Here is a 13,563-nt window from a genome sequence, read left to right on the forward strand (position 1 = left end):
ATGAATTGAGCTTTATAAATGTATCGCAAGGACATTTTCCTAAGAGAAATTTTAGGGAAGTGTCCTTTTTTTGTTGTAGTCGAAATCCAAATTAAAGTAAAAAATAACAGTTTAAAGGAGAAGAAGCAATGACAAACACAGCGTTAAGAGCAGGGAATAGCAATTCTCGCACAATTACTTTCAAAAGCAAGGAACACGAAAAATTTTATATGGAATATCTGAAAAAATGCAGATATCAGGATGTCTACCATCAGGCTCTGGTTTATTGCCTGGGTATTGACAGAGATACGAGAAATAATGTGGATAAAATCTATAATTTTAAAACTGGATGTGTAAAAACGGAATGCCTGCAGGAAGGATGGCAGACCAGTGGAAGTTTACGGATCGTCCGCATGGCATTTAATCTTTACTGCAATGGGACACCAAGTGTCGGAGATTATGAAGCAGAGGAAGATCAGTTAAAAGAGTGCCAGTATTATACCGCAGAAGATCTGTTTTGCTGCGGATATGCCCGGTATTTTTGGGAAGCCATTAAAATCCGTTATCCAGAGTATTGTTTTTACAAAGACTGGGAGGATATGTATGCTGAAAATTAGATTACAGGGTACTTTAAAGGATATTCAATGGTTCCGTCGTATTTTGGAAAAGCATAAAGAATTGGATGTTCTGGAAGTATCGGATGCTTATGCAAATAAAGGAACAAGCAAATATTTTCGTGTTTATGTTGAAGTAGAAGAAAAAGAGTAAATCGGAGGAAAGTATATATGTGTAAGGTAATTGCTATTGCAAATCAGAAAGGCGGAGTAGCCAAAACAACGACAACAATCAATCTGGGAGCTGGACTGGTGAAGTCAGGGAAAAGAGTAGTCCTGGTAGATGCTGATCCACAGGGGCATTTGACAATGGGATTGGGATTTCCCAAAAATCTCAAGGTAACATTAAAGAGTATGATAGAAAATATTATCATGGGACTGGAATTTGATCCGAAAGAAGCAATTCTGCACCATGAAGAGGGTGTTGACCTGATTCCGTCCAATAAATTGCTTGCCGGAATGGATATGTCTTTATTTACAGTAGAGGACAGAGAAAAGGTATTGAAAGAGTATCTGGAACTGCTGAAGGATGAGTATGATTATATTCTGATTGACTGTATGCCATCACTGGGAATGCTGACGATCAATGCTTTAAGTGCAGCGGACAGTGTTCTGATTCCGGTGCAGCCACAATATTATGCGGCAGATGGACTCATGGAATTATTGAAGATGGTAAAGGGAATCCATCAGAGATTCAATCCGGATTTACAGATAGAAGGCATTTTATTCACAATGGATAATTGCCGTTACAATAATGCGAAGAGAAACAAACAGGCGATTAAAACTACATATGGAAATGACATTAAGATTTTTGAGCAGACGATTCCGAGAACAGAAAGCCTTGCAGAAACAGCATCGGAGGGTGTAAGTATCTTTGCTTATGATGGAAAAAGCAAAGGGGCAGACAGTTATCTGGAACTGGTTCAGGAGGTGTTGAAACATGCGTAGACCGAAAAAAGATATTCAGCTCACCTCTTATGATGAATTACTGGGATTAGAGGAAACACCGGAAAAGAGTATGAACCAGGTTGTGGAAATAGATCTGGCAAAGCTCTATCCCTTTAAAAATCATCCGTTTCATGTAAATGATGATGAAAAAATGGCGGAAACCGTAGAGAGTATTAAAACTTATGGTGTTTTGACTCCTGCACTGGTAAGACCTCGATCCGAGGGTGGATACGAGATGATTTCCGGTCACAGAAGAAAAAGAGGCTGTGAACTGTGCGGAAAGACGACCATGCCGGTTCTTGTCCGAAATTATACGGATGATGAAGCAGTCATTATTATGGTTGATTCCGTGCGCCCGTAAGGCGGTTGGGGTGGACACCCAATTGTCGTGGGTCATTGTGATTTTACTATGAGAAAGTAATAAGAAAAATTATCAAGTGCAAAAAACACAATCTTATCGTCAACAACTAACCTCGAGTGGAAACATGAAGGGGACAACAGCACGTTTGTAAAGGCACAAGTCAGCGAATCTTCCAAGCTGCGACTGAGTGTCGAGGCGAAAGGTACTATATAAGGATGAAGGCTAAACTGCTTGAAGGAAAGTCAGAGGCTGGAGCTAACCATCTCCACACCGAATGGAAGATGTTACGGTGGTACGTTGGCGGATTAGTATTTTGCTGTCTGCAATCCGCGGGATAATCAACGTAAGCCAGCCATAAGTAATGGAAAATGACGAAAACTCCCATACCGATAATAGTACAACTTATCACAATGAAGCTAAACGGGGATTACCTAAACTGAAATGCCCAAGTGGCTATGAGTAATGCCGAAAGGTGAAAAATCTCAAGTGTAAAAAGCAAGAGAGATGACTCTGAATATTCAGCATGGTAACGGAGCCGTCGTAGTAGTTCGAGGACCTTGGATTGACAAGGATAGCCGTAAAATCGGAAGCGAATAATAACGCCCACATGGCGAAGGACGGCAGTTTATCATTCAATACTAAAACGAGGAAGGATGTGTGAGACATTGAGAGAACCAGTAAAGGTATTGAAAAGTCTTTCAGAACAAGCAATAAACAAACAGTATAAATTTAAAAGATTATATCGGAATTTATACAACCCAGAGTTTTATTTTCTAGCTTATAAGAATATAAGCCAATCTCAAGGAAGTATGACATCTGGTGTGGATGGCAAAAGCCTAGATGGTATGAGCGAGAAGCGAATAAGTGCTCTCATCGAAAGCATTAGGAGTTTCAGCTATCAGCCGAATCCCGCAAGGCGAGTGTATATTGAAAAGAAAAACAGCACAAAGAAGCGTCCATTGGGAATTCCATCAACAGAAGACAAATTAGTACAAGAGGTTGTAAAAATGATTCTTGAGAGTATATATGAACCAAATTTCTCAGACTGCTCTCATGGATTCAGACCTAAAAGAAGCTGTCACTCGGCTTTACAGCAAATACAGAATCAATTCACCGGAATCACATGGTTTGTAGAAGGTGATATTCATGCCTGTTTTGATAGCTTTGACCACCATGTGCTAGTGAATATTCTGAGGGAGAGAATCGAGGATGAAAATTTCTTGGCTCTCATTTGGAAAATGTTGAAGGCAGGCTACATGGAGCAATGGGCTTATAACTGCACTTTCTCAGGAACTCCTCAGGGTTCAGGAGTAAGTCCAATATTGGCAAATATATATCTGTCGAAGCTGGACGATTTTGCGGAAAACTTAAAGAAAAGCTTCAATAAAGGTAAATCAAAAGAAAACCTTGAGTATCAAAGGGCAGCAAGCAAATTATACTACATCAGAAGAAAAAACCGAGCAAATTGGGAAAATTGGAATGAGCAACAAAGAAAGGAAGCTCTGCGGCTGCAAAAGGACGCTATTAACTACATGCACAGTTTACCAAGCAAGAGAGCAAACAATAAGGAATACAAAAGTCTGGTCTATTGTAGATATGCGGATGACTTTCTAATTGGAGTCATAGGTTCATTCGAGGATGCATCTGAAATCAAGGAAAAATTCAGAGTATTTCTCGAGGATACTCTGCATCTTGAGATGTCCGAAGAAAAGACCAAGATAACACATAGTCAAGATAAAGCAAGATTTCTTGGATATGATATCACCACCGCAAAGAACTCAGCGCTTAAGTATGACTCAAAGCATCAATTAAGAAAAACTCATACGGGCAGAATTAAATTGTACGCCCCAAGAGATAAATGGCAAGGTAAATTGACGGAGTATGGTGCTCTAAGGATTAGGTATGACAAAAATGGCAAGGAAATATGGGATTCACACCACAGAGGAAATATGGTTCACATGACAGACGTGGAAATAGTGTCGCAAGTAAATGCGGAAATCAGAGGAATGTACAATTATTATTCCATTGCCGAAAATGCAACAGTCATCAAAAACTTTGCATTTATCTTGGAATATAGCATGTACAAAACCTTCGGACTGAAATATCGAAAGAGTGTTTATAAGATACAGAGAAAGTACCGCAAAAACGGGATATTCATGGTTCCATACAATACAAAGAAGGGATTGAGATACTGCGAGTTTTATCATGACGGATTCAAAAAGAAACGTTATGCATGCGGTTTCGAGCCTGACTTATTGCCACAATACGTCAAATATGATAATCCGAATTATCTGAGGACAAGGATTAAGCTAGGTGTATGTGAACTTTGTGGTGAAAACACAGGTGATATATGCATGCACCATGTAAGATCATTGAAATCAATCCAAGCAGACAATGAATGGAATACTATTATGTTGGCTAAGCGTCGCAAGACACTTGCAGTTTGTCCGAACTGCTATGCCAAAATCACGAAATAACTGAAAGACTATGGTAAATGGGAAGCCGTATACATCGAGAGATGTACGTACGGTTTCGGGGCGAGGCTATGGAAACCTGTCTTGGAGACAAGGCAAGGCGCTGTGGTCTTAGCCTACAATATTCAAAGGGAAGAGTTGCCCCCAAGTGAAAAGGCATTTGCATATAAAATGAAAATGGATGCGATGAAGAGGCAAGGTGCCAGAAATGATATAGCAGATTCCACTTACACCCAAAATGGGTGGAGGTCAGAAACAGCAGCGGTAATTGGACAGCAGGTAGGAGAAAGTAAAAATCAAGTTAGAAGGTATATCCGACTTACGGAACTCATTCCAGACCTTCTTGATTATGTAGATAAGAAACGTCTGCAGTTTACTGTTGCGGTTGACATTTCCTATATTGACAAAGAGATTCAAACATGGTTATTTGAATACATCAAGGAAAATGGTACGGTTAAAGCAGTTCAGGTAGCGGCACTTCGCACAGCACTTGAAGCAGGACCGATGACGCAGGCGAAAATGATATCCATACTGGTAAACAGTCAGCCTGGTAGGAAACAGGAACAAAAAATCACATTATCAGAGAAAAAACTGAGAAATTTCTTCTCTGATAAATATACGGCAGAGGATATGGAAAGTGTAATTCTGGAACTTCTGGATCAATGGAAAAGAGGTGAGATAACAGTATGAATTTTGAATACTATTATGGCACTCAGGCTGATCAGTTCAGTTTTATCCGGATTCCAAGAATATTATTATTAGATGAAGCATTTTCCGCACTGTCTTTATCAGCTAAAGTCCTTTACTCGGTACTTCTGGACAGAATGGGACTGTCAATGAAAAATAAATGGCTTGACGAAGAAAACAAGGTGTACATTATCTATCAGATCACGGAGATACAAAGTGACTTGGGATTCTCTAAGAAAAAAGCAATGGATTATCTCACAGAATTGGAGAAAATAGGACTGATTGAAAAGAAAAAGAGAGGCTTTGGATTGCCGAACATTATATATGTTAAGAGCTTTATGGCACATCAGAGTAGTCAAAGAAGTAATGAAATGGGAACTTCACAGGAAAAAGATGCGGTACATAGAAGTATCGAAATAGGAACTTCTGAGGTGATGAATAAGCACCTCAGAGGTGCCGAAACAGATACCTCAGAAGTGCCCAAAAACGGACTTCAAGAGGTTCCCAAAACGGTACCGCTATATAATAAGACTTATATGAATTATAATAACCAGAGTAATATGAAATCGAATCATATCAAATCAGATGGCGATAGGATTCGATGTGATCAAAAAGAACAGGAAATCAATGCTTATGCTGAACTGGTAAAGAAAAATATTGATTTTGATGTTTTACTGCATACATACAGCAGAGAGCAGGATCTGGTAGAAGAAATATATCAGCTGATTCTGGAGACCGTCCAAACTGAAAAGAATATGATACGGATCGCCGGCGAATATTATCCGGCAGGCTTTGTGAAGGGAAAATTATTGAAACTGAATTATTCGCATATCGAGTATGTGCTGGAGTGCATGGATAAAAATACTACGAAAGTCAGAAACATAAAACAGTATTTGCTGGCTGCTTTATTTAATGCACCATCAACGATTGGAAGTTATTATAAAGCAGCGGTAAATCACGACATGCCACAGTACGCAAACTGAAGGAGGTACTTATGATTGTTTTAAGAATGGCAGGAAAAATTTTATTGTTACCGGTGTGGTTATTATTAGCCACTGCCCATTTACTGGTAAAGATCGTAGTTGAAATCTACTGCATCGGCAAGGGGATTGTCAATCTCATTCTGGGTTTTATGCTGATTGGAACACTGCTCTGGTACAGACAATGGGAGCGGTTTGCTTTACTTGCAGTTGCCAGTGGTATCTTGCTGTTCTTTCTGTGGATCGGAGTGTTTATGGAAGTTATACTGGAATCAGCACAACACAAAATTGGAAAATGGATTATACAGATATAAAGAAAGTATCTGCCAGAACATAAACGGAAATCCCGATCATTCCGGCAACACTCTGGGTTACATATTTAGTGAATCTTTTCAGCATAATTCATGTCTCCTTCCGTAAAGACTTGCCTTCTATTATATATCTGTATTTTAAAAAATAGCAATCAAAAACTCCTCTCAGGCGCTATGCATAATAATTTCAACAACATGCTGCTTATAGCAGGTATTGATAAATTTATATCATTCTGATGATATATTATATTTCATTTTTCACGTTAATGATGTAAAATTATCAATGTAAATATCAGGGCATATTCGAATAATCATTTCTAAACTTTTTCAAATATGCTCCGGAAAGGAACTTTTATACTAATGAAAACCAAGATTCAGGATATGACCTCCGGTTCACCGGGACGGTTGATCATTCTTTTTGCAATTCCCCTGATGCTGGGAAATATCTGTCAGCAGCTTTATACAATGGTGGATACCATGGTTGTTGGTCAGGTTGCAGGTGTGGAGGCTCTTGCCGCACTGGGTGCTGTTGACTTTCTGATGTGGGTTGTCACAGGAATATCCACAGGACTCACTCAGGGATTTTCTATTCAACTCTCCCAGTATTATGGGGCAAAGGATTTCGAAAATCTGCGTAAATCTCTGGCTCACAGTTACCGGCTGACCGCATTCATCGCAGCCGGAGTATTGATTCTCAGCCAGTCATTTGCTTCGCTGGTATTAACAGGGCTGCATACACCTTCCAATATTATCGGAATGTCTCTGTTATATCTGCGCATCATTTTCTGTGGGATCCCCGCCACAGCAGCCTATAATATGTTTGCCTCTGCTCTAAGGGCTATGGGAAACAGTAAAACACCGCTGACCGCAATGATCATCGCATCTGTGCTGAATGTCTCACTGGACATCCTTTTTGTGGCAGGCTTCGGATGGGGTGTGGCAGGAGCAGCAATCGCAACTGTGATTGCACAGAGCTTCTCCGCTGTTTACTGTTTCCTGATTTTACGCAGAATTGATATCGTTCATCTGACCAGAGCAGATTTTATGCCTGCCTCCGGCATGAATGCCCGCCTGATGAAGCTTGGTATTCCTGTTGTATTTCAGAATATCATCATCGGTGTGGGCGGTCTGGTAGTCCAGTATGTGATCAATGGCTACGGTTTCCTTTTTGTAGCAGGATTTACAGCTACAAACAAGCTTTATGGTCTGCTGGAAATGGCTGCTATTTCCTATGGATATGCCATCGTTACCTATGTGGGTCAGAATCTGGGAGCCGGAAAGATTGACAGGATCAGAAAAGGCGTCCGCAGCAGTATGCTGCTTTCCCTGCTTACCTCACTGATCATTTCTGCTGCCATGTTTTTATTTGGAAAAAATATTCTCTCACTTTTCATCTCAGGTGAACCGCAGCAGACACAGCAGGTATTGGCAATTGCTTTTAAATACCTTTCTATTATGGCTGCCATGCTCTGGGTTTTGTACTTCCTGTACGTGTACAGATCTGTACTTCAGGGGCTGGGAGATACCTTAATGCCTATGGTAAGTGGTATGGCTGAATTTGTCATGCGTATCAGTGCTGCACTGATCCTTCCCCATTTTATCGGACAGGACGGTATTTTCTTTGCAGAGATTGCAGCATGGAGCGGAGCCACTGTGATCTTATGCATCAGCTATTATGTACGGATGCATAAATATCATTAAAACAAAACAGGGAGCTGTCGGTAAATAACGTTTTTTAGAGCTGACAGCACCAAACAAAAATATCCTGACAGTTACAGAGCTTTCTGGCTCTGCAACTTGTTCAGGATATTTTTATTTTGATAAATACTTTCTGTTTTTGGCCGCAAAAAATCCTTGTTTGGATTTTTTCAGCCGCATTTTTTTCTAGGCAGTTTTTCCTTCAAATTTTCTTAGTTTTTCGTATAAAAAACGATGATATTTATTTATATTTCTTCCAATAGCATACAGCATGAATTCTTTATATACCTTATCTGCCGAACGGTAATTAAAACGCCGGAAGTTCTCATTTTCCTTTATATCTCCAAAATGTCCTTCCGTCTGAATGGAATGTGTCTGGCGTTTCAGGATCCCGCGTTCACTCTGGATATTGGCATGCGATCTTTCTTTCAGTTCCTCCCATTGTTCATTGATCTTCATGACTTTGTTCTTTTCGGCATCTTTCTCCGCATCATACTTATACAGACAGCGCGCTTTATGTTCACATCCGCTGCAGTCTGCACAACCATATACCTCAAAGGTCTGTGTATATCCATCCTGCTCTTTGCTCTCTGTCCTGAGATGCCGCAGTTCACGTCCGTCATGGCAGATATAGAACTGTTCATCTTCAAAGATCCCTGTCCTCATGTTGTAATATTTACTGATATCTTCTGAATAAGCGCGTGTTTTTCGCTTTTCATGATCCTGCAGTTTTATATAACTGGATATTTCATTCCGTTTTAAATAAAGCAGATTTTTTTCACTACAGTACCCGCTGTCCGCAGTTACTTCTTCCAGAATACTCCCGAAAGCAGTCTTATGTTTTTCAAGGACCGGGATCAGGGTATTATAATCGGTGCGGTCGCTGCTTACATATCCATGTACGATATAATAATTCTCTACCGCGATCTGAACATTATATGCTGGCTTTAACTGTCCGTTCAGCATGTGATCTTCTTTCATACGCATAAAAGTCGCTTCCAGATCTGTTTTGGAATAACTGTTTCTGTTTTTTCCCATGATCTCAAAGCATTCTTTATATTCCATCAGTCGTTTTTCGCATTGTTCCAGTTCCTCATGCAGCTGTTGAAGTGCAGGTTTTCTTTTTACTTTTCCGTAAACGAATTCGATTTCTTCGTTGTCTGCGATCATCGTGAGATTGTTCTGGAGTTTCCGTATTTCAAGCGGTGAACAGTTATCGATCTCTATAATACGGTTATTTGAAAGCTTTTTATGTTTTACAAGCTTTCGTTTTCTGTTCTTTTCGATCACTTCCCGGACTTTATCCATCCCTTCGATCACAAACATCTGTGCATTTCCCAGCTCGTACTTTGTTCCATAATCATTCTCCTGCAAAAAAGAATTATATTTTTCAAAAAGCTGGTCGATAGAGTCCAGAAGTCCTGCCAGATGATAATTGATGCTTCCACGCCATACAAAAGTATAACGGTTCGCATTTGCCTCTATCTTTGTACCGTCAATAAAAAGTTCTTTTAATGTGACCAGCCCTTCTTTCTGCAGCCGCCGCATAAACTGGTAATTCAGGTCATCCAGGACATCAGATGTCAGCTTCCTGTTTTTAAAGTCATAAAAAGCATCACGTTTCGGTTTTTGTCCGCGCGTCAGCCAGATAAAAGCATGGTCTCTTTCACACAGATCAACAATACAGTCAACAGAACGTATTCCCCGCATATTTGCATAGGTAACTACAGCATACATCATAATTGGGTTGTACCCGGTTCTTCCCTTATCTGAACAATTGGCTAACAATGAAGAGAATTTTTGTAGAGCATCAGGGTGTAGCTATGCAAGATGCTTTACAGGTATTTCACCTGAATACATGGCGAAAATGAATAAAGAAGACAGGAATAATTTTCAAAAATGTATAGAAGAGATACTGGAAGAGCTTAATCTGGGTGGCCGTGGTACAGCAGAGCCGCTGGTGTCAGAAAGAACTGAAGAATTTTTTGACAGTTATAAAGATGAGGCGTATTACAGTCTCAGCCTTAAGAAGCGAAAGATCGTTGATATACCTGGTTTGAAAAACTGATGGAGAAATAATCTAGGAAAATAGTTTAAAGTTTACATGTTATGATCATGTATGAAGTTGGAACAAAATAAAAGATTGTGCTATACTATTGTTCAAGAAAAAAACTCATTGACATATTTCAATCTATTTAGGAGGATAAACGATCATGTGTACAGCAGCAACTTATAAAACAAAAGATTTTTACTTTGGACGAACCCTTGATTATGAATTCTCTTATGGTGATCAGATAGTAATTACACCACGTAATTATGCGTTTAATTTTCGCCATGTTGGCGATATGAAAAATCATTATGCAATTATTGGAATGGCTCATGTTGCAGAGGATTATCCTTTGTATTATGATGCTATGAATGAAAAAGGAGTGGCAATGGCAGGACTGAATTTTGTCGGAAATGCTGTTTATGCCGCGATTAAGCCAGATGTGGAAAATATTGCACAGTTTGAATTTATTCCGTGGATTTTAAGTCAGTGTTCTTCTTTAGTTGAAGTTCGCGAGCTTCTTGAACGAATTAATATTGTTAATACTCCTTTCAGCGAGCAATTGCCATTAGCACAATTACACTGGATCATTTCTGATGAGAATGAGTCAATTACGGTAGAATCTATGTCAGATGGTTTGCATATTTATGATAATCCAGTAGGAGTGCTTACGAATAATCCGCCATTTCCACAGCAGATGTTTCAACTAAATAATTATATGTATTTATCTCCTAAACAGCCCAGAAATACTTTCTGCGAAAATTTGGCTCTTGATGCATATAGTAGAGGTATGGGAGGGTTAGGTCTTCCGGGAGATCTCTCATCTTCATCACGCTTTGTACGTGTAGCTTTTACAAAGGTAAATGCAATTTCAGGTGAATCAGAGGAAGAAAGCGTTAGCCAATTCTTCCACATTCTCGGATCTGTGGATCAGCAACGAGGATGTTGCGAAGTAGCGGATGGAAAATATGAAATCACATTGTATACGTCGTGTTGTAATGTTACAAAAGGTATTTATTATTACAATACTTATGAAAACCATCAGATCAGTGCAGTAGATATGCATGTAGAAAATCTGGATAGTGATAAAATGATTTGTTATCCAGTAATTCAAGGAGAACGAATCAACTATCAAAATAAATAATGTTTTGAAATCAGGGATGAGGTAGAAAGGAAAGTTCCATGACAAAAGATGAAGTAAAAAAACTCAGGATGAACAGTCCGGAATCACTACAGTTTTTAAATAATGCTACAAAGTTTTATAATTTAATGATGATGTACCGTTGTGCTATCCGGGAAATTCAAACCAAACTTGAGGTTTTAGATGATGAATTTTCAGTTGAGAACAATCGAAATCCTATTTCATTTATAAAGACAAGAATTAAGAAACCCAATAGTATTTATAATAAACTGCAGAAAATGGGACATGATTTTACAACAGAGAATATACAAACATATCTAAATGATGTAGCAGGTGTTCGAATAGTTTGTGCATTTATTGATGATATTTATATGATATCTGATTTGATCACACAACAAGATGATATCAAAGTTATTGAAGTAAAGGATTATATAAAAAATCCCAAACCAAATGGCTATCGAAGCTATCACATGATTGTTGAGATTCCTGTATTTTTTGCTAAGGGTAAAACACCTATGCGTGTAGAACTTCAAATTCGAACTAATGGGATGGATTTCTGGGCAACGTTGGAACATCAGCTTCGTTATAAAAAAGGCGTTGAAGAAATGCCTGGATATGAAGAGATCAGTGAAGAATTACTTCATTCTGCAAGAGTTGTCATTGAAGCAGATAATGAAATGCAGAGAATAAAAGACAAAATTGGTATGTTCCACGAAATTTAAGCAGAAATTTGATTGAGTAGAAAGGTTGGAATATACATGAAACAAGATACTTTAGAAGGAAAAGCGAAAACAAAAAACGGAGTAAAACGATTGTGTTTTTCCATAATCTGCATTCTTCTAGAAGTAGTTTTTATTATTACTATTGTAACACGCTTAAATGAATATGCAGAAATCATAAATCTATTTACAAGGATTTTAAGTGGAATTTTAGTTTTGAGATTGTATGCATCAGATAAGACATCTTCCATGAAAATGCCTTGGGTTATATTAATTTTAATTTTCCCAATTATGGGTGTAGGCCTATATTTATTGATTGGTTTGAATGGTGGCACACATAAAATGCGTGAGCGATATGCAGAAATTGATAGCAAATTGTTACCAATGCTTTCCGATAATCAGGAGTGTTTGAGCAAAATAAAAGAAACAATTCCGAAAGCAGGAAATATAGCAAGTTACATACAAAGAAATTCGCAGTATCCAATCTATCAGAATACGGATATTGTGTATTTTGATGAAGCAGTGAAAGGATTAGAGGCACAGCTTAAGGATTTGGAGAAAGCACAGAAGTTTATCTTCATGGAGTATCATGCTATAGAAGATGCAGAGGCGTGGCATAAGATCCAAAAGATTCTGGAAGAACGAGTAAAAGTTGGAGTGGAAGTACGCATATTTTATGATGGTATGGGTTCTATAGGATTTATTAATACTGATTTTGTAAAAAAAATGGAGTGCGTAGGAATTCATTGCCGTGTATTCAATCCGTTTGTACCAGGTTTAAATTTGTTCTTGAACAATCGTGATCATAGAAAAATAACAGTTATTGATGGAAAAGTCGGATTTACAGGTGGATATAATCTAGCAAACGAATATTTTAATTACACACACCCGTATGGACAGTGGAAAGATACAGGTATTCGTTTAGAAGGAGATGCTGTTCAGTCGCTTACGGTGACATTTTTGGAAATGTGGAATGCAGTAAGTGATAAGGATGCTAATGATTCTGATTTTAGTAAATACCTTTTCCACTATGATTATGCGGCACAGCAAACTGGGTTTGTTCAACCTTATGCAGACAGCCCTATGGATAATGAGCAAGTAGGAGAAGAAGTTTATATCAGTATGATAAATAAAGCTGAAAAATACTGTTGGTTTATGACTCCATATCTAATCATAACAGATGAAATGACGCATGCGTTATGTCTGGCTGCTAAGCGAGGGGTAGACGTAAGAATTATCACACCTGGTATCCCTGATAAAAAATTTATTTATAATATAACTCGTTCTTTTTATCATGGATTAGTTAAACATGGTGTTCGTGTTTATGAGTGGACTCCTGGTTTCTGTCATGCAAAAATGAGTGTAGCAGATGACTGTATGGCAACTTGTGGAACAATTAATCTGGATTATCGAAGTTTATATCACCATTTTGAAAACGGCTGTTTTATGGCAGATTGTCAGGCAGTTGTGGAAATAAAAAATGATCTGATAAGAACGATGGGAGAATGTCGTGATGTGACAGACCAATATCAAACCGGACGAAGTGCATATTTGCGACTGGGACAATTATTTATGAGATTATTTGCTGGATTGCTATAAGAATC

12 protein-coding genes and 2 pseudogenes are annotated in these 13,563 nt (G+C 38.5%); 13 read left to right on the forward strand and 1 reads right to left on the reverse strand.

All coding sequences use genetic code 11. From position 1 onward, the window contains the following. The first annotated feature begins 128 nt into the window (after positions 1 to 128). The 9 genes and pseudogenes from NQ503_RS00450 to NQ503_RS00490 all read left to right on the forward strand — a co-directional run bounded on the left by NQ503_RS00450 (position 129) and on the right by NQ503_RS00490 (position 8,055). Entirely contained in the window at positions 129 to 596 is a 468-nt protein-coding gene (locus NQ503_RS00450; RefSeq protein WP_005421540.1) for a DUF6075 family protein, read from the forward strand. Further along, entirely contained in the window at positions 583 to 747 is a 165-nt protein-coding gene (locus NQ503_RS00455) for a hypothetical protein (RefSeq protein ID WP_002594292.1), read from the forward strand. Before NQ503_RS00450 ends, NQ503_RS00455 begins: the two co-directional genes overlap by 14 nt. Positions 748 to 764: 17 nt before the next feature. Beyond that, positions 765 to 1,541, forward strand: coding sequence for a ParA family protein (locus tag NQ503_RS00460; RefSeq protein WP_005421541.1), 777 nt, complete (start codon positions 765 to 767; stop codon positions 1,539 to 1,541). Further along, positions 1,534 to 1,890 (forward strand): annotated as a pseudogene (locus tag NQ503_RS00465) (ParB/RepB/Spo0J family partition protein); the annotation flags it as partial. The gene NQ503_RS00460 and the pseudogene NQ503_RS00465, both read left to right, overlap by 8 nt. Positions 1,891 to 2,567: 677 nt before the next feature. Then, positions 2,568 to 4,379, forward strand: a complete 1,812-nt coding sequence (locus NQ503_RS00470; RefSeq protein ID WP_044924620.1) for a reverse transcriptase/maturase family protein — start codon at positions 2,568 to 2,570, stop codon at positions 4,377 to 4,379. 81 nt (positions 4,380 to 4,460) lie between these two features. Beyond that, the gene (locus tag NQ503_RS00475) at positions 4,461 to 5,066 is read left to right on the forward strand and encodes a ParB/RepB/Spo0J family partition protein (protein ID WP_259893010.1); all 606 of its coding nucleotides are present in this window, start codon (positions 4,461 to 4,463) and stop codon (positions 5,064 to 5,066) included. After that, positions 5,063 to 6,046 carry a DUF6017 domain-containing protein gene (locus tag NQ503_RS00480; RefSeq protein WP_005421545.1) on the forward strand — a complete coding sequence of 328 codons (984 nt, stop codon included), beginning with the start codon at positions 5,063 to 5,065 and terminating at the stop codon, positions 6,044 to 6,046. Before NQ503_RS00475 ends, NQ503_RS00480 begins: the two co-directional genes overlap by 4 nt. 11 nt (positions 6,047 to 6,057) lie before the next feature. Next, positions 6,058 to 6,357, forward strand: a complete 300-nt coding sequence (locus tag NQ503_RS00485; protein WP_005421546.1) for a hypothetical protein — start codon at positions 6,058 to 6,060, stop codon at positions 6,355 to 6,357. A 357-nt stretch (positions 6,358 to 6,714) separates the two neighbouring features. Continuing rightward, entirely contained in the window at positions 6,715 to 8,055 is a 1,341-nt protein-coding gene (locus tag NQ503_RS00490; RefSeq protein ID WP_015528771.1) for an MATE family efflux transporter, read from the forward strand. Positions 8,056 to 8,238: 183 nt separating this feature from the next. Here NQ503_RS00490 and NQ503_RS00495 read toward each other — a convergent pair. Then, positions 8,239 to 9,849, reverse strand: a pseudogene (locus NQ503_RS00495) (transposase); the annotation flags it as partial. A 61-nt stretch (positions 9,850 to 9,910) separates the two neighbouring features. Between NQ503_RS00495 and NQ503_RS00500 the strand changes: the two are divergent. The 4 genes from NQ503_RS00500 (at position 9,911) to cls (ending at position 13,558) form a co-directional block, all read left to right on the forward strand. Then, positions 9,911 to 10,120 (forward strand): hypothetical protein, encoded by a 210-nt coding sequence (locus tag NQ503_RS00500; RefSeq protein ID WP_005421553.1) that lies wholly within the window; start codon positions 9,911 to 9,913, stop codon positions 10,118 to 10,120. Positions 10,121 to 10,265: 145 nt separating this feature from the next. Then, positions 10,266 to 11,243 (forward strand): choloylglycine hydrolase, encoded by a 978-nt coding sequence (gene bsh, locus NQ503_RS00505; protein ID WP_005347230.1) that lies wholly within the window; start codon positions 10,266 to 10,268, stop codon positions 11,241 to 11,243. Between the two features lie 38 nt (positions 11,244 to 11,281). Continuing rightward, on the forward strand, positions 11,282 to 11,962 hold the full coding sequence (locus tag NQ503_RS00510; protein ID WP_005421555.1) for a GTP pyrophosphokinase: 681 nt from the start codon (positions 11,282 to 11,284) through the stop codon (positions 11,960 to 11,962). 36 nt (positions 11,963 to 11,998) lie between these two features. Then, positions 11,999 to 13,558 carry a cardiolipin synthase gene (cls, locus tag NQ503_RS00515; RefSeq protein ID WP_259893013.1) on the forward strand — a complete coding sequence of 520 codons (1,560 nt, stop codon included), beginning with the start codon at positions 11,999 to 12,001 and terminating at the stop codon, positions 13,556 to 13,558. The last annotated feature ends 5 nt before the right edge of the window (positions 13,559 to 13,563 follow it).

This window comes from Blautia obeum ATCC 29174 (genome assembly GCF_025147765.1).
Lineage (GTDB): Bacteria > Bacillota > Clostridia > Lachnospirales > Lachnospiraceae > Blautia_A > Blautia_A obeum.